Consider the following 17,865-nt stretch of genomic DNA (forward strand, 5'->3'; position numbering starts at 1 on the left):
CATCGAACTGAACGGAACCCGACATGATGCGAGTGATTACCGCCAACCTGAACGGCATCCGCTCCGCCGCGAAGAAGGGCTTCTTCGACTGGCTCGGCGAACAGAACGCCGATTGCGTATGCGTGCAGGAAATCAAGGTATCGGCCGACGACCTGCCGGCCGAATTCGTCGAGCCGCACGGCTTCAAGAGCTATTTCCACCACGCGGAGAAGAAGGGCTACAGCGGCGCGGGCGTGTACAGCCGCCGCGAGCCCGACGACGTGATCATCGGCTTCGGCAGCAGCGAATTCGATCCGGAAGGGCGCTACGTCGAGGCGCGCTACGGCAAGCTGTCGGTCGTGTCGGTGTACGTGCCGTCCGGCTCGAGCGGCGAGGAGCGCCAGCAGGCGAAGTACCGATTCATGGCCGAATTCATGCCGCACCTCGCCGCGCTGAAGAAGAAGCGCGAGGTGATCCTGTGCGGCGACGTGAACATCGTCCACAAGGAAATCGACATCAAGAACTGGAAGAGCAACCAGAAGAACTCGGGCTGCCTGCCGGAAGAGCGCGCGTGGCTCACGAAGCTGTTCGACGACGTCGGCTACGTCGACGTGTTCCGCACGCTCGACCCGCGTCCCGAGCAGTACACGTGGTGGAGCAACCGCGGCCAGGCGTACGCGAAGAACGTCGGGTGGCGGATCGATTACCAGATCGCGACGCCGGGCGTGGCCGGCACCGCGAAACGCACGTCGATCTTCAAGGACATCAAGTTCAGCGACCATGCGCCGCTGACGATCGACTACGACTATACGAAGTGATGGCCGGCGCCGCGCCTGGCGCGCAGCCGCCGAGCCATTCGTCCGGTCGCCGGATGCAAGACGGGCCGCCTGTCCGACAGGCGGCCCGTTTCGTTTGCCGCGGCGCTTACTGCTTGAGCGATGCCATGTCGATCACGAACCGGTATTTCACGTCGCTCTTGAGCATCCGCTCGTAAGCGGCGTTGATCTGCTGCATCGGAATCGTCTCGATGTCGGACGTGATCCCGTGCTCCGCGCAGAAATCGAGCATTTCCTGCGTTTCCGCGATCCCGCCGATCAGCGAACCCGCGAGGCGGCGGCGCTTGAAGATCAGGTTGAACACCTGCGGCGACGGATGGTCGTGCTCCGGCGCGCCGACGAGCGTCATCGTGCCGTCGCGCTTCAGCAGGTTCAGGAACGGATTCAGGTCGTGCTGCGCGGCGACCGTGTTCAGGATGAAGTCGAAGCTGTTCAGGTGCGCGTTCATCTGCGCTTCGTCCTTCGAGATCACCACTTCGTGCGCGCCGAGCCGCTTGCCGTCGTCGATCTTCGACGGCGACGTCGTGAACAGCACGACGTGCGCGCCCATCGCGCGCGCCAGCTTCACGCCCATGTGGCCGAGGCCGCCGAGGCCGACGATGCCGACCTTCTTGCCGGGGCCGACGTTCCACTGCCGCAGCGGCGAGTAGGTCGTGATCCCCGCGCACAAGAGCGGCGCGGCGCCGGCCGGGTCGAGCGTGTCCGGCACGCGCAGCACGAACGCCTCGTCGACGACGAGCTGCGTCGAATAGCCGCCGTACGTGATGTCGCCCGTCACGCGGTCCTGACCGTTGTAGGTGCCGACGAAGCCGTTCTCGCAATACTGCTCGAGGCCTTCTTCGCAGCTTGCGCAGGTGCGGCACGAATCGACGAGGCAGCCGACGCCGACCAGCTCGCCGACCTTGAAGCGCGACACCTGCGGGCCGGTCGCGGTCACGCGTCCGACGATTTCATGGCCCGGTACGACCGGGTAGATCGTGTTGCGCCATTCGTTGCGCGCCTGGTGAAGATCCGAGTGGCAGACGCCGCAGTAGAGGACGTCGATCTGGACGTCGAGGTCGCGCAGCGCGCGACGCTGGAATTCGAACGGGGCGAGCGGCGATTGCGAATCGGTCGCCGCGTAGGCATAGGTCGTGCTCATGCAATGGGCTCCTTGTCCGGAAAACATCCGGCGAAACAGACTGCCGCCGCACCCTGTGGCGATGCGGCGAGACAGGCCCTCATCGTAAGGAGCGCGGCGCCGCGGCGAAATACACGAAGGTCTGGAAGATTTGCCTATTCCTCTCGAATTGGCCGCGAACGGCCGTCAAAATACGTTCAAGGTGCTACATTGCGAGCCAGATTCTCTTGCCGGACAGGACCACGCCGATGAGCTTCCAGCCCCTTTTGGCCGACGCGGGCGAACGCCTGCAGCGCCGCATGATCGAGCTGCACACGCGCCTCGCGCCGAACGAGGGCGACACGCTCGCGGCGCTCGACGGCGTGCGCTTCATCCGTGTGACGCATCCCGTGCCGCGCATGCCGGTGCTGTACGAGCCGAGCATCATCGTCGTGTGCCAGGGGCGCAAGCTCGGCTATCTCGGCGACCGCTCGTTCGTGTACGACGCGCAGCAATACCTGGTGCTGTCGGTGCCGCTGCCGTTCGAATGCGAGACGTTCGCGAGCACGGACGAGCCGTTTCTCGCGATCTCGATCCGCGTCGATCTCGCAGTGATCGCCGAGCTCGCGATCCTGCTCGACGAGACGCTCGGCGCGGCGGTCAGCGAGCCGCTCGGCGTGTACTCGACGCCGCTCGATGCGCCACTGGCCGATGCCGTCGTGCGGCTGCTCGAAGCGCTCGCGTCGCCGCACGACACGCGCGTGCTCGGGCCGGCGATCATGCGCGAGATCGCGTATCGCGTGCTGACGGGCGAACAGGGCGACGCGATGCGCGCGGCGCTCGTGCAGCAGCACCATTTCGGCCGCATCGCGAAGGCGCTGCGGCGCATTCACGCGGAGCTGAAGGCCGATCTCGACGTCGAGACGCTCGCACGCGAAGCCGGGATGAGCCTCGCGGTATTCCACGCGCAGTTCAAGCACGTGACGGCGACGTCGCCGATGCAGTACGTGAAGACCGCGCGGCTGCACCAGGCGCGGCTGATGATGGTGCGCGACGGGCTCGGCGCCGGCGCGGCGGCCGCGCGGGTCGGCTACGCGAGCGCATCGCAGTTCAGCCGCGAGTTCAAGCGGCTGTTCGGCCGCAGCCCCGGCGACGAGGTGCGCTGGATGCGTGACAGCGGCGTGCGCCCGGCGATGGCCGACGCACACGCGTAGCGCGCGGCGCCGTGCGGCCGCTCAGCGCCGCACGACCTTGCGCCGCTGCGCGCTGATGCCCGCGTAGTCGGGCAGCGATTCGACGCGCTTGCCCGTTGCTTTCGCGTACAGCGGCATCAGGTCCGGCAGCCGGTTCAGCAGATCCTGGCGGCGCGCGGCGCCGTACGGATGCGTGTAGATGAAACCCGTCGCCTTGTTCGCGCGCGTCGCGGCCGCGAGCTTGTCCCACAGCGTGATCGCCGCGCGCGGATCGAAGCCCGCGCGGGCGGCGATGTCGCCGCCGATCACGTCGGCTTCGGTCTCGTCGGTCGGATCGTAGTGGAGCGACTGCAGGCGCTCGCCGAGGTTCAGCGCCTGCGGCAGCGGATCGCCGACGCCGAACAGCGGCGGCAGCGCGGCCGCGCGCAGCGACGTCTGGGAGGTCGCGCCGAAGTTGCTGCGCGCGTGTTCGCGCAGCGCATGCGCGATGCCGTGCGCGAGCAGCACGCCGAGCTCGTCGTCGTTCAGGCGCACACGCTCGAGCATGCCGCCGTACACGAGCACCTTGCCGCCCGGCAGGCAGGTCAGGCGAATGTCGCGCGAACGGATCGCATTGACGTCCCATGCCCAGCTTTTCACGCGGTCGTTCCACTTCACCGAATACGGCGCGAGCTTCGCGACGATCGCGCGCAGGCGCTTCACGCGCGGCTGGTTCGCGGGCAGCAGGCGGTTGCTGTCGGTGGCCGTCTGCACGATCTGCGCGTATTCGTTCGCGGTGAGCTGTTCGAGCAGCGGCGACGGGATCAGCGTGCGGAACGCGATCGCGTTGCCGTAGCGGACCTGCTGCGGCGTCGGCGTATAGGCCTTCGCCGGCACCGCGGCGCCGGTCGGCTGCGCGCCTTCGGCGGCGGACGGCGCGGCGGGCGCGGCAGACGTGGCGGCGGCGGGCGGCGTGGCTTGCGCCGCGGCCGGCGCGGAGCCCGCGGCCGTCGCGCCGGTGTCGGTCGCGTGCGCGGCGAGCGCCGCGGCGCCGACGCCCAACGCGGCCGCCACGCGTGCGAGACGGCGCAGGCGGTTACCGCGCACGGCTCGCCTCGCCGTTGCGCGCGGCACCGTTCCACGGCGCGATCCTGAACAGCAGCAGCATGCCGGGAATCGCGAGCGCGGTGCACACGATGAAGTAGTCGAACCAGCCGATCTTCGCGACGATGAAGCCGCTCGCCGCCGACGCGAGCGTGCGCGGCACGGAGGCCAGGCTCGTGAACAGCGCGAACTGCGTGGCCGTGTAGCGCGGATCGGTCGTGCTCGCGATGTACGCGACGAACGCGGCCATCGTCAGCCCGGTCGTGAAGGTTTCGAAGCCGTAGACGATCGCGAGCGCGACCGTCATCGGGCTGAATTGCGGCGTGACGGCGATGCCGAACACCGACAGCGCGGCCGCGATCGCGTGGCTCGTCGACACGGTGAAGTCGTACAGCATCGCGAGCACGGGTGAACCGGGGCCGAGCTGCGCGAGCCATGCGAAGCCGAGCGTCGACACCATCTGCAGCGCGCCGAAGATCCACAGCCCGCGGCCGATGCCGATCTTCACGAGCCAGATGCCGCCGATGATGCCGCCGGCGACGCTCGCGACGAGCGCGGTGGTTTTCGCGACGATGCCGATTTCGGTGCGCGTGAAGCCGATGTCGAGGAAGAACGACGTCGACAGCGTGGTGGCCATCGTGTCGCCGATCTTGAACAGGAAGATGAACGCGACGACGAGCAGCGCGCCGGCCCAGCCGTCGCGCTGGATGAATTCGCGAAACGGCAGCACGATCGCGTCGCGCAGGTTGCGCGGCGGCGCGCCGGCCACTTCCGGCTCGCGCACGACGAGCGTCATCAGGATGCCCGGCAGCATGAATGCGCCGGTGATCGCGAACACGGCGTCCCACGGCATGTGGTCGGACAGGATCAGCGCCAGCGAGCCGGGGATCAGCGCGGCGAGCTTGTACGCGTTCACGTGCACCGCGTTGCCGAGGCCCTGCTCGGTGTCGCGCAGCAGTTCGCGGCGGTACGCGTCGATCACGATGTCGGCGCTCGCGCCGAAGAACGCGACGAGCGTCGTGAGCGCGGCGACCGTCCAGATCGAGTCGCGCGGCGACACAAAGCCGAGCGCGGCGATCGCGCCGGCGACCAGCACCTGCGTGAGCAGCAGCCAGCCGCGCCGGCGGCCCGGCCGCCAGCCGGGCAGCCGCGGGATGTAGCGGTCCATCAGCGGCGCCCACAGGAACTTCCACGTATACGGGAACTGGATCAGCGCGAACAGGCCGATTTCCTTCAGGTTCACGCCCTCGGAGCGCAGCCATGCCTGCACGAGGTAGACGAGCGTGAACAGGGGCAGACCCGACGTGAAGCCCAGGAACACGCAGATCAGCATGTGCTTGTTCAGATAGGCGCGCCAGCCGGGGTGATCCTCGTGAGCGGTGAGTGCGGGCGCCTCGTGTGGCGTTTTCGACATGGACTGGAACTGGGTAGCGTTGACTGAAGGCGGCGGCAGCGCGGGCGGCGCGGCCGGCGAAGGTGGGGCGGCCGCGCGCGTGGGCGGGCCGGATCTTCCGTCAACGGCTCCCCGGCTCAGCTGCGCTTGACGCGATAGACAGCAAGACTACCACGCCAGTTCGCTCCCCATCGAATCGGCTGGCCTTCGTGCAGCACGACGCGGTCGAGGATCGTGACGCCGACTTCGGGCGCGAGCGCCTCGAAATCCTTGATCGTCAGCACCCGCACGTTCGGCGTGTTGTGCCACTGATAAGGCAGCGACTTCGACACCGGCATCCGGCCGCGCAGCACCGACAGCCGGTGCGCCCAGTAGCCGAAGTTCGGGAACGACACGATGCATTCGCGCCCGACGCGCGCGGTTTCGCGCAGGATCGCGGCGGTCTGGTGGATCGTCTGAAGCGTCTGCGACAGGATCGCGATGTCGAAGCTGTGATCCTCGAACAGGCGCAGGCCGTCCTCGAGGTTCTGCTGGATCACGTTGATGCCGTTTTTCGCGCTCGCGAGCACGCCCGCGTCGTTCAGCTCGATCCCGTAGCCGGTCACGTCCAGTTCTTCCATCAGCAGCGCGAGCAGCGAGCCGTCGCCGCAGCCGAGGTCGAGCACGCTCGAGCGCGGCTCGACCCAGCGGGCGATCGTGCGGAAGTCCGCGCGCGCGGACAGGGAATTCAGCGCTTGCTGGTTCATGCTCCCACCTCGATGGCGATTCGTTCGTAATACGCGCGGATCAGATTGTGATAGCGCGCGTCGTCCAGCAGGAACGCATCATGGCCGTGCGGCGCATCGATTTCCGCGTAGCTGACCGTGCGCTTGTTGTCGAGCAGCGCCTTCACGATCTCGCGCGAGCGCGCGGGCGCGAAGCGCCAGTCGGTCGAGAAGCTCGCGATCAGGTACTTCGCCTGCGTATGCGCGAGCGCGGCCGTCAGGTTGCCGTCGAACGCCTTGGCCGGATCGAAGTAGTCGAGCGCGCGCGTGATCAGCAGGTAGGTGTTCGCGTCGAAGTAGTCGGCGAACTTGTCGCCCTGGTAGCGCAGGTACGACTCGACCTCGAACTCGACGTCGAAGCTGAAGTTGTACGCGTCGAGCGCGCCGTCCGCGCGGCGCAGCGCCCGGCCGAATTTCTCGGCCATGTCGTCGTCGGACAGGTACGTGATGTGGCCGATCATCCGCGCGACGCGCAGGCCGCGCTTCGGCTTGACGTTGTGCGCGTAATAGTCGCCGCCGTGGAAATCGGGATCGGACAGGATCGCCGAGCGCGCGACCTCGTTGAACGCGATGTTCTGCGCGGACAGCTTCGGCGTCGACGCGATGTCGATGCAGTGCGCGACGCGCTCCGGATACATCAGGCTCCATGCGAGCGCCTGCATCCCGCCGAGGCTGCCGCCCATCACGGCCGCGAAGCGCTCGATGCCGAACGCGTCGGCGACGCGCGCCTGGGCGTGCACCCAGTCCTCGACGGTGACCACCGGGAACTTGGCGCCGTACGGCTTGCCGGTCGACGGATCGACGCTCATCGGGCCCGTCGAGCCGAAGCACGACCCGAGGTTGTTCACGCCGATCACGAAGAAGCGGTTGGTGTCGAGCGGCTTGCCCGGGCCGACCATGTTGTCCCACCAGCCGGTGCTGCGCGGATCGTCCGCATAGACGCCGGCGACGTGGTGCGACGCGTTCAGCGCGTGGCAGACGAGCACCGCGTTCGAGCGCGCGGCGTTGAGTTCGCCGTACGTCTCGACGACGAGCTGATAGTTGCCGAGCACGCTGCCGCTTTGCAAGCGCAGCGGTTCGGCGAAGTGCATGGTCTGTGGAGCGACGATGCCGATCGATTCCATTCGTTCCGCCTTATGACTGGGCGGCTAAACGGTGTCGGCGATGCGCGGAGGCGAAGGTGCGCGGCTGACGACCTCTTTAGCCGCATTTGTAGTGAACCCACCGGGGGAGCGACGCATCGACGCATCAAACCCCGGCCGGTTCGCGCGCCCGCAATCGAGTCAGCAAATCGGCGCGCTTCCGACCTGCCGCCAGGGGCGGCAGTCGGCAAAGTATAGCGGAATTCGGCGGGCGCGCGAATTCCGCCGCTCGTCGGCCGCCGCGGCCGTCACCAGCGATATTTCGCCGAAAGCTGCCCGGTTACCACCGAGTAGTCGGACAGGTTGCCTTCGACGCCAAGGCTCGCCGATATCGAGAATTGGCGGCTCACCTGCCCGGTGGCGCCGAACCTGACCGCGACGCGATCGCGCGGCACGTCGAACGAGAAGGCGTTGCGGTCGAGCGTCAGCGTACGTGAGCCGGGACCGTGCCACCAGTTCGCTTCGATGAACGGCCGAAGTTCACGCCCGTTCGGCATCGCGGTCACGCCGTGTACGCGCACGCCGAGCCGGGTCAGCACGTCGGTTGCACCCTGCCCGTCGAGACGGCCGCCGGCCGTGCCGTGTGCGTCCGCGCGGTAGTCCGACACGACGAGCTGCGCTTCGGGCTCGACGAAGAACCGCGTGTCGCCGCGCTCGTAGAACCCGAACGAATAGCCGGTCTCGATCGAACCCGTCACGGTGCGTGATCGATACGAATCGGCCGCGAGGCTGCCGCCGACGCTGTTCGCGTAGGCGCCGTACATGAACCACGCATCGACGTAAGGGCCGGTCAGGATGTCGCGGCTGCCGTACCACGTGCCGTACACGCCCGCGTTGTAGCCCGACACGCTGCCGCGCGCGGTGGCGTTCATCACGCGATGCTCGATCGCATTCCACAGCGGGCGCGTCGACCAGCTGGTCTGACTACCGTACATGCCCATCGCGCCGATCCGGAAGCTGCCGCCGCGACCGTCGTCGAAGCGGAGCAGATCGGCGCCCGCGTGAATCAGGCGACCGTTACCCGACACGCTGCGGCCACTGCCCGACATCGACGTCGTATTGCCCTCGGCGCGCAGCCACACGGCTCCGTCGAGCGGGCCGGCGGCCTCCGTGCGCAATGAGCGATCGTTGCGCTGATGCAGCGTATGGACCGCCATCGTCGATGCCGCATCCGCGTTCGCCAGATAGGCGTCCGGCTCCGGGGCCGTCGTGCGCGCAGGCGGCGTGGTTTCGGGTTCGATCGGCGGATCCGGGTTCACCGGGCCGGGCGGCAGCGGTGGTACGGGCGGTACGGGCGGTTCGGGCTTTGCCGCGGACACGAGATACCAGTCGTTGTCCCGCCCGCCGTCGCCGCCGCCGCGCTTCAGCATGTAGTCATAGCCGCCCGCGGACAATGTGCCGAATCCTTGCCGGTAGCCGTCGGAACTCGCGTCGAGCGTGAATGCCGACACGTCCGTCGTACCGCCGTTGCGCGTTTCGACGATCGGGATGCCGACGCTCGTCGGCGCGCCGTTGCCGCCGGCGCGCTTGACGACGACTCCGGTGTCGCCCGACGCATGGCCGCCGTCGATCACGAGCCGGTCTGTCGGCGATGCATCGTCCTGCAGCGTCGTATGGAGAACCAGCTTGCCGTTGCGCGCGGCGTAGTCGCCGGATACGACGAGCGTGCGCGGCGTCGCCGGCGCGCCGGCAGCCGGATCGGCGAACGCGATCGTCGAGTCGTTCAGCGCGACGGAGCCGACCGACGAATTCGCGGTGACGGTCCAGCGGCTGTCCGTGTCGAGCGACAGCGTGCGCACCGCGTTCGTCGCGCCGGTCCAGGCGGACGCGTTGGACAGCGTGACGTCTGTTGTCGCATGCGTCGGGCTGCCGTCGGCGGCGGGATGATTCACGATGTCGCCGTTGGCATGCGAGCCGGTGTCGAGCGTCAGCCGCACCGGCGCGTCGGGTTGCGCATGCACGGACAGCAACGTGCCGTTGCCGCCGCTGGCGCGCGTGCCGTTGCGCAGCACGATGGTCGCGCCGGACGCGTCGATTGCGCCGTGCCGCTCGCTGACGAGCGAACCGTCGTCGATGGTCAGTGCGCCGTCGTACACGCTTGCGGCATAGGCATCGTCGCCGCTCGCGCGCGCGGCGGTGCGCACGAGGTCGATCCGGCCGCCGGCGCTCGCATGAAGTGCGCTCGCGCCGGGCCCGCGCGTGTCGACGGTCATGTCGGTGAGGGCGACGACGGAGTCCGTGCCGCTCGACATCGCGCCGCGTGCACGCTCGCCGTCGGTTGCGATGCTGCCGCGCGTCATCGCGATCTTGCCGCCGAGCCGCGCGATCGCGCCGATCGAGCGGTCGCCGGTGGTCGTCACGTGCGTATCGGTTGCGTCGACGACAGGCGTGTCGGCGTACTCCTTCGACGCATACAGCCCGTGCGCGCTGGTGCCGTGCGTGACGACGCGCGTGCGTGCGAGTGCGACGTCGCCCGCGCGGGTATCGACGCCGACGGCGGCGTCGCCGCCCGTTTCCAGGTACGAGTCGTTGAATGCGACCGTCGACGCGCTCGGCAGGTACAACACGGACGCGTAGTCGCCGTCCGTCCGGATATCGGTGCGATCCAGCGTGGCGTGCGCGCCGTCGTAACTGATGGACAGGCCGGTCGCGATCAGGCCGCTGGTTCTGATCAACGTATCGGCGACGTTGACGGTGCCGCCCGGCGCGCCATTCACCGCGATGCCGGAGCTTTCCTTGCCGCGCGTGACGATCACGCTGTCCGAGAGGCGGAGCCGGCCGTTCGCGCCGTTGACGTACGCACCGTGCGCGAAATCGCCATCGGTGTCGATCGACGAGCGTTGCGCGGACGCGCCGGCGCCCTGACGGACGTCGATGCCGATGCTGTTGCGGCCGCGCGTACGGATTTCGGTATCGCGGAGTTCCACGCTCGAACCGGCGCCCGATGCGGCGGCACCGGCCGCGACGTGGCCCGTCGAGAACGCGCGGGTTTTGCCGACGGTCGTCAGGCGGCCGCCGTTGATCGCGGACAGGACGGACTGGCCGATTTGGGATGTCGAATAGTCACCCGGCGCGACTTCGAGCTCGATGCCGTTGGCCTGTTGCGGGCCGCCGGTGATTTGCGCGGCGGACGGCCACGGTATCACGGCGCCGGCAATCAGTGCGGAATGCGCGAGATGGCGGCCGGTGCGTGCTCGGGAAAATGGAAAACGACGGTGGTTCACCCGTGTACCTCCTTGTTGCGACGGGCGAAAAGTAACTTTCCAGCGCGAGTTTGGAAATTGGACGAGTTCGAATCTTGCGGAATCCATGAGCAACGGCCCGGCAGTTGCATGAAGACGGTCACGAACCGGCGACGGCCGGCGGCGGCATTTGCGCCGAATTGGTTCAAGCAGACGAGTCGCACGATCGCAATGGCCGGATGCGGCACGTCCGATCCGAACCCGACGCGCATTGCACCGAATGCCCGCGCGCCCGATCGCCGACCGCAGCCGGCCCGCGTTCGCTTGCGGGCATGAGCGGCAGCGCCTTTCGACGGTTGATCCAACGCATGCGATCGGGGTGGGGCGGGGCGCTTTGTGTCGATAAATCAGACGTGTCTGCGTGTCTCGGTATCGATTTCAAATATCTGTCCCATTGTTGATGCCGGTGCCCTTGGCTAGATTTGCGGCTTACCTCGAATGGACAAGGGCGCACACCGGCGGGCATGGGGCGGCCGATACGAGCATGACGAACGGAACGAGCAGGAAAGGCCGACGCGCGCGAGCCGCAGCGGTGGAATGGGCGAAGCGAAGTGCGGGCGGCACCGGTGTCATGACGGCCGCACTGATGGCCACCGCGCCGTATCTCGGTTCGTGCGCACCGGACGACTCCGGAGCGGCACGGGCGCCGGCGTCCGAGGTGCCGCGCAGCGTGCCGGCATCCGCGTCGTCGGCGGCGCCGCCGGCGGGCGTGCGCGATGTCGACGAGCGGACCGATCCGCCTGTGCAGTCTCGCTTCGACGAAGAGAAGGCTCCCCATCCCGTCCCGCCGCCATCCGCGTCTTCAGCGACCCCGTTCGCGCCGGTGCGGCGGCCGGCCATCGCCGCCGGACTCGACGATCGTCTGCTCGGCGGCCCGCTCGCGGCCGACAGCCTGGTCGACCGGCCGCCGCTGCCGAATGGTCCGCTGCCGGACGAACGTTTCGATCTGTTCCGGCCGCATCGCGGCGGGCCCGTGCTCAGTTATACAGGCGCGGCCGAGCCGTTGCGCGCGCGGATGCTCGACGGTGAGCGTCTGGCCCGCATCGCATCCCCGGACCTGCCCCCATTGCCCGGCGTCGCCGTCGAACTGGCCGGCGCGACGGATTCCCCGTTCTATGCCGATCAGGTGGCCGACGCGCTCGCGCGCTACGCCGCGGCGGGCGGTGCGGCGGTGCACGACGAAGCCGAGGCGGTCCGCACGGCGAGTGCGGACCGCGGCGACGCATCGGGGCGCGGCCTGGCCGCAGAACCGTTTTACGCGGATCAGATCGCGTATGCGCGGACACGCCCGTTGCCCGGCGGCGCGCCAGCGCTCACGGCCGACGCGAGCGAAGGCGTCGCGTCACTCGTTTCGCGATTCCCGTTCGATCTGTCGGGTCCGACGCGGGCCGCGCCGCCCAGTATCGCGTTGTCCACGCTGGGCGGCGAGGTGGCCTATCACGCGTTGTCCGAGCGACGTGCGGCGTCCGTCGAGCCGCGGTCGCTGACCGGCTTGCTCGATACGTTGAAGCCGGTTTTGGCGTTGCCCAAGCCGGTGACGGGAGCGGTCTCGACGGTCGCGCACGGTGGCGCCGTGCCTGCCGAAGCACGGATCGGTGACGCGGCCTTCGCGTCGCGCTTATCGCCTGCGGTGCGCGTGGCCGGATCGGCGCGGCCGCTCGACGGCCAACGGGCCGCGATGCTGGCGACGTCGGCGAGTCTTCCCGAGCTTGCGGCCCGGGTCGCGAGCATCGCCGGGCAGCGTCAGACACTGCCGGAGCTTGGCGCGCGCCCGCAGGGCGGCACCGCGTTCGCTTCTCAAGCGTGGCGCGTGACGACGCGCGTCTCCACGAGGGCGGTGCTCGGCGCGGGTGCCGGAGAACGAAGCCAGCCCGGTCGCGGCGCGCGCGGCGCGAAAAACGGACATGCATCCGAAGGGCTTCCGACGATCGTTGCCGATACACGGAACGTGTTGGCGTACGCGTCGCGCGCACCCGAGCGGCCTGCCGTCATCGATGGTTTGCCGAGCGCGGTGGAGATGGCCGCGGCACTGGTCCGGCCCGAAACGAGCGGGCGCGTGCCCAAGGGGGCGCGAGCGTCGTCGCGGATCGCGCGCGGCACGACGCATGCCGATGCGGCGCAGGACACCGGCTGGCGCACGGCGGCCATGAAGACCGAGGGTGACCAGCGGTACGGGCGTTTTCGCCGAGGCGATCCGCTCTACGACAACGTCATGGCGTCGGTGGCCACCGCGCGGCATCGCAGCGTCGCGATCGACATGCCGCCGCAGCGCCCATACCGCGACGTCGCGACGAGCGTGATCCTGGCGTCGAGCGGGCCGTCCGTCGATGCCGAACAACAGCGCGCGGCGACGATCGGCCACGTGTATTGATGCGAGCCGCGCCATCGGCGGCACGATATCGGATGCGGGCGTGTCGGTCGAACGCGGACGATCGACCGGCGGCACGGCGGCAACGGCACGGGAATCCGCAGCGTCGCTTCCGGCTGCAGATTGAGCAAGCGTCGTTGGCCGCACGACCGGATTTGCGTGTCGGCAGCGCCCAAATGCATGCGCCGCCGATCGCGATCGCGCTCGGCCATCGAGAGGCGGGTCATCGATTTCCTGACAAATTACACAATTCACTCGGTCTTTTACGAGAGTCCGGCCCGGATTCCTTTGAGGTTTGAACTCGTCCTATATCCCCGATATTGGGGGATTGATAAGATTTTTCGCGGGTTCGATTGCGCGAGATAACCGTGGTGCAGATGGGCGGCATGACGCCTCGTGAACCCGGTCGACCTGTTTGGCGTATTTCTATTTAAGTAGGAGTGTTAAATGAATAAGAAGGTATTGGGTGCTTCCGCTGCGATGCTGCTGGGTGTGCTGGCTGCATCGCCGGCGTTCGCGCAGGCCGTGACGCAAGGCAAGGTGACGTTCGACGGCGAACTGACCGCGAGCACGTGCTCGATCAAGGCCGGGGACGAAGAGAGGAAGGTGCTGCTGCCGAAGGTTTCGACGGTGACGCTGGCGAAGAAGGGCGACACGGCCGGCTCGACTTCGTTCGATATCACCGCGGAGAAGTGCGCTGCTGACGTGAGCAAGGTCGCCGCTCACTTCGAGATGACCAACATGGACCCGGCTACCGGCTTCCTGAAGAACCTGCTGACGGATCCGCAGACCGCGGCGACGAATGTCGTCGTCCAGTTGGTGAACGCCGACGGTACGGGGATTCGGGCCGGCACGACGGGCGCGTACTTCGACGTGACGGGCACGGGCGACACGCGCGGCGCGACGATGCTCTACGGCGGTCAGTACTACGCGACCGGCGCCACCACGGCCGGTAAGGTGAACACCTTCGCTCGCTTCACGCTCGCCTATCAGTGATCTTGAGTCGCAAGTAGCCCGCAAGCGGGCTCCGGAGATTTTGTCGTTCGGCCTCCGGAACTCGCTGCGGCGATGGATCAAGGAGGTATGCGTGCGGTTATGGAAATGGAAGGGCGTCGCGGCGGCTTTTGCGTTGGGCGCGATGGCGCTGTCGGCCCAGGCGGCGATCGTCATTACGGGTACGCGGGTCATCTACCCGGAGCAAAGTCGCGAAGTCAATGTCCGATTGAGCAACGTCGAGACGGCGCCCGTGCTGGTGCAGGCATGGATCGACGACGGGAATGCGGATGCCAATCCCGATCAGATCAAGGTGCCGTTCGTGTTGACGCCGCCGGTGTTCCGCGTCGAGCCGAAAAAGGGGCAGACGTTGCGCATCATGTATACGGGGGCGAATCTGCCGGCGGATCGCGAGTCGGTGTTCTGGCTCAACGTGCAGGAGATTCCGCCGCAGCCCGCCAACGCGGAAGAAACGAATCTGCTGCAACTGGCATTTCGCACTCGCATCAAGCTGTTTTTTCGGCCGGCCGCGCTTCAGGACGGCCCTTCGGGTCAATCGCTGACGTGGAAGGTCGCGCATGACGACAAGGGGCGGAGCACCCTGCGCGTCGACAATCCGTCGCCCTATTACGTGTCGTTCGGCCGTGTGGCGCTGAAGGCCGGCGACAAGGAAATCCAGTTTGACCCGGCTATGGTTCCACCGTTCGACCATGTATCGCTCACTCAATCGCAGGGGGCGCATCGTACGTTCGAGCGAGGCACGGTGTCGTACAAACTGCTCAACGATTACGGCGCGGAGGTGGCGGGTTCGGCCACCGTCGAATAACCAGCCGACTGTTCCGGAAACGATGAGGATCGAAGAGTGGTTCAAGCAGCACGAAATATCGCGCTTGGCGGTAGCCATGATGTCGATCTGAGCGTCTTCCGCCGCCGGCGGGTCGCTTTGGCAGTCGGTTTGGCGTTCGGCATCGGTTTTCCCGGTGATGACGCTGGCGCGGCGGAACCCGGCGGGTCTGACGTCGGGCCGCAAGCGGGGGGCGAGCCGGTAATGATCGTGGCGGCTCGCACCGCGTCCGATCCGGTGATGCAGATGGCGTCCCGCGCGACGACCGAGCCGGTGATGCAGATGGCATCCCGCGGGACGACCGATCCGGTGATGCAGGTGGCGTCCCGCGGGACGACCGAGCCGGTGATGCAGGTGGCGTCTCGCGCGCCGACGGAGCTGGCGGCAGTGGCATTCAACCCGCGACTGTTCGCCGGCGGTGGCGTCGATCTGTCTCGGTTCGCGAAAGGCAATCCGGTCGAGCCGGGCAATTATGCTGTCGACGTGACGGTCAACGGCAAAGGGCGTGGACGTCACGACGTGCTGTTCCTCGCGGTGCCCGGCAGCGACGTTGCCGCACCGTGCTTCACGCCTGCGATGCTGGAGCAATTCGGCGTCGACGGCGACAAGCTCGCGAACCGGCTTCGACGATCGAAGCAGGATGACGATGGCGCTCCCGCCACGCCCGAATCGGCGCCCGACGCCTGCCTGGCACTTCGCGACACGATACCCGATGCGACCTATACCTTCGACAGCGCGGATCTGAAGCTCGATCTGACGATCCCGCAAACCGCGATGAGCAGGACGGCCCAAGGCTATGTCGATCCTTCGCGCTGGGACGAAGGGATCAACGTCGGGCTGCTGCAGTACAACGTCAACGGATACACGAGCGAGAGCAATTTTTTCGGGCACAACTTCAGCAGCTTGTATGCGGGCCTGCAATCGGGCGTGAATATCGGGCCGTGGCGCCTTCGTCATCGCTCGACGCTGAACTGGGCCAGCCGCAGTGCCGGCGTATCGTGGCGCAGCCTCGAAACCTTCGTTCAGCGTGACATCACGCCATTGCGCAGCCAGATCGTGCTCGGCGACAGTTTCACGAGCGGCGAGGTTTTCGATTCGTTCGGCGTGCGCGGCGTCCAGTTGTCGAGCGACGACCGAATGCTGCCGAATTCGCTGCAGGCTTATGCGCCGACCGTCCGCGGTGTGGCGGACACCAACGCGCGCGTGGTCGTGCGGCAGGGCGGCAACACGGTGTATGAAGAGACCGTGTCGCCGGGGCCATTCGAGTTCAACGATCTGCCGGCCACCGGCTACGGCGGGGATCTCGACGTGACGGTCACCGAAGCCGACGGGCGCGTGCGGCGCTTCTCGGTACCGTTTGCCGCCGTTCCGCAACTGTTGCGGCCAGGTCGGCACCGTTTCAACGTGACGGTCGGCCAGTATCGGGACAACGCGGTCGATACGAAGCCGTGGGTTGCCCAACTGGTTTATCAGCGAGGCATCACGAATCTCGTGACCGGCTATGCCGGCGTACTGTCGTCGGCCGGCTACGGTTCGGGCCTGCTCGGCATGGCGCTCAATACGTCGGTCGGTGCGTTCGCGTTCGACGTCACGTCCGCACACGCGAGCGTGCCGGGCCGGCGCACGTACCACGGTCTCAGCTCGCGCGTCACGTACAGCAAGATGCTGGTGCCGACCGGAACCAATTTCTCGGTGGCCGCGTACCGCTATTCGACGTCGAACTTCTTCAGTCTGCAGGACGCGGTGAACGCACGAAAAGATTGGAACGGATCGATTGGTCAGTACAACTACCGGGCCAGGACGCGGCTGCAACTGAACGTCAACCAGCGCCTGGGGGATCGCAGTGCAATCTACGTCACCGGCAGTTCGCAAGACTATTGGGGCGGCGAGAGGGGGCGCGATCTGCAGTATCAGGTTGGCTTCAACAGCACTTTCCGGCAAGTGTCATATGCGGTGTATGCGCAGCGTGCCCGCAACGGCGACAACCGGACGGTCACCCAGGTCGGGATCAACCTGACTATCCCACTCGGCAAACAGTCGTACACGAAGAGCAGTCTCTTCAATTCGTTGACCACCTCGGCCTCGCGCGATTCGAGCGGCAACAGCGCCATTCAGATGGATATGTCCGGCAGCAAGGGAACCATTGCACCGTTCAGCTACGGGGTTACCGCATCGCGCGTTGCCGGCGGCGATACGAATGCGCTGTCGTCGTTCGGCGGATACGGTACCTATCGGTCGCCTGTCGGCACCTACAGTGCGAACGCATCGCTCAGCAATCGGATGCGTCAGGCGTCGATCGGCGCGAACGGCGCGATGATCGTCCATCGAGGCGGCGTCACGCTCAGTCCGCCGCTCGGTCAGGCAGCTGCGCTGATCGAGGCGAAGGGTGCAACCGGCGGGCAGATCGTCAACGGGCAAGGCGCGTCGATCGATCGTTTCGGCTACGCGGTGATTCCATCGCTGACGCCGTATCGCGTCAACACGGTCGAGATCGACCCGTCCAGGTTGCCCGACGACGTCGAACTCGGGAACACGAGCGAGGAGGTGGTGCCGCGCTACAACTCGGTCGTCTTCGTGAAGATGAGTACGGTGCGGGGCCGCCCGGTGTTCGCGACGATGGAGCGGCAGGATGGTTCGCCGCTGCCGATGGGCACTCAATTGTTCGATGCGTCCGGCAAATCGATCGGCGGCGTCGGTCAGGGCGGCATGGCATTCCTGCGCGGGCTGGAAGGCTCTGGCGAGCTGACCGCGAAGTGGGGAATCAGCGCTGCCGATCGGTGCAGCTTGCCTTATGCGGTACCGGCCGCAACGGCGAATGCGGGGAAGGTCAGGATGGCGACCCGTGTGCGTTTGCGTTGCGAGCCGGCGGCGATGCAATGACGCGCCCGTATCACGGTGAGGCACAGGAGTCATGGACAAAATGATACGC

Annotated in this window: 12 protein-coding genes; 6 read left to right on the top strand and 6 right to left on the bottom strand. The window is 67.2% G+C overall.

What is annotated here, in order from left to right; translation table 11 throughout:
* The first annotated feature begins 23 nt into the window (after positions 1-23).
* A complete protein-coding gene (locus WS64_RS11665) occupies positions 24-797 on the top strand; it encodes an exodeoxyribonuclease III (protein ID WP_059573624.1) in 774 nt (257 codons plus the stop codon).
* A gap of 106 nt (positions 798-903) precedes the next feature.
* On the opposite strand, the gene WS64_RS11670 is transcribed toward WS64_RS11665, so the two are convergent.
* On the bottom strand, positions 904-1,956 hold the full coding sequence (locus tag WS64_RS11670; protein WP_059573625.1) for an NAD(P)-dependent alcohol dehydrogenase: 1,053 nt from the start codon (positions 1,954-1,956) through the stop codon (positions 904-906).
* Positions 1,957-2,183: 227 nt separating this feature from the next.
* Between WS64_RS11670 and WS64_RS11675 the strand changes: the two genes are divergently transcribed.
* Entirely contained in the window at positions 2,184-3,128 is a 945-nt protein-coding gene (locus tag WS64_RS11675) for an AraC family transcriptional regulator (protein WP_059573626.1), read from the top strand.
* A gap of 21 nt (positions 3,129-3,149) precedes the next feature.
* Here the strand turns inward: WS64_RS11675 and WS64_RS11680 are convergent, their stop codons facing one another.
* The 5 genes from WS64_RS11680 to WS64_RS11700 form a co-directional block, all read right to left on the bottom strand.
* Positions 3,150-4,193, bottom strand: a complete 1,044-nt coding sequence (locus WS64_RS11680) for a M48 family metallopeptidase (protein WP_060966952.1) — start codon at positions 4,191-4,193, stop codon at positions 3,150-3,152.
* Positions 4,183-5,604, bottom strand: a complete 1,422-nt coding sequence (locus tag WS64_RS11685) for an AmpG family muropeptide MFS transporter (protein WP_059573627.1) — start codon at positions 5,602-5,604, stop codon at positions 4,183-4,185. The genes WS64_RS11680 and WS64_RS11685 overlap by 11 nt, the downstream gene beginning before the upstream one ends.
* A 116-nt stretch (positions 5,605-5,720) precedes the next feature.
* The gene (gene metW / locus WS64_RS11690) at positions 5,721-6,329 is read right to left on the bottom strand and encodes a methionine biosynthesis protein MetW (RefSeq protein WP_059573628.1); all 609 of its coding nucleotides are present in this window, start codon (positions 6,327-6,329) and stop codon (positions 5,721-5,723) included.
* A complete protein-coding gene (metX, locus tag WS64_RS11695; RefSeq protein ID WP_059573629.1) occupies positions 6,326-7,471 on the bottom strand; it encodes a homoserine O-succinyltransferase MetX in 1,146 nt (381 codons plus the stop codon). Before metX ends, metW begins: the two co-directional genes overlap by 4 nt.
* A 266-nt stretch (positions 7,472-7,737) precedes the next feature.
* Positions 7,738-10,713: an autotransporter family protein gene (locus WS64_RS11700; RefSeq protein WP_060966512.1), complete on the bottom strand. Its 2,976-nt coding sequence runs from the start codon at positions 10,711-10,713 to the stop codon at positions 7,738-7,740.
* A gap of 502 nt (positions 10,714-11,215) precedes the next feature.
* Here WS64_RS11700 and WS64_RS11710 point away from each other — a divergent pair.
* From WS64_RS11710 to WS64_RS11725, 4 genes are all read left to right on the top strand, one after another.
* On the top strand, positions 11,216-13,102 hold the full coding sequence (locus WS64_RS11710) for a hypothetical protein (protein WP_155720419.1): 1,887 nt from the start codon (positions 11,216-11,218) through the stop codon (positions 13,100-13,102).
* Between the two features lie 444 nt (positions 13,103-13,546).
* Complete coding sequence (locus tag WS64_RS11715) at positions 13,547-14,095, top strand: fimbrial protein (RefSeq protein WP_059646110.1); 549 nt, start codon at positions 13,547-13,549, stop codon at positions 14,093-14,095.
* Positions 14,096-14,186: 91 nt separating this feature from the next.
* Positions 14,187-14,918: a fimbria/pilus periplasmic chaperone gene (locus WS64_RS11720; RefSeq protein ID WP_081059361.1), complete on the top strand. Its 732-nt coding sequence runs from the start codon at positions 14,187-14,189 to the stop codon at positions 14,916-14,918.
* Positions 14,919-14,954: 36 nt separating this feature from the next.
* A complete protein-coding gene (locus WS64_RS11725) occupies positions 14,955-17,816 on the top strand; it encodes a fimbria/pilus outer membrane usher protein (RefSeq protein ID WP_081103817.1) in 2,862 nt (953 codons plus the stop codon).
* Positions 17,817-17,865: the final 49 nt, after the last annotated feature.

Source organism: Burkholderia anthina (assembly GCF_001547525.1).
Classification (GTDB): Bacteria; Pseudomonadota; Gammaproteobacteria; order Burkholderiales; family Burkholderiaceae; genus Burkholderia; species Burkholderia semiarida.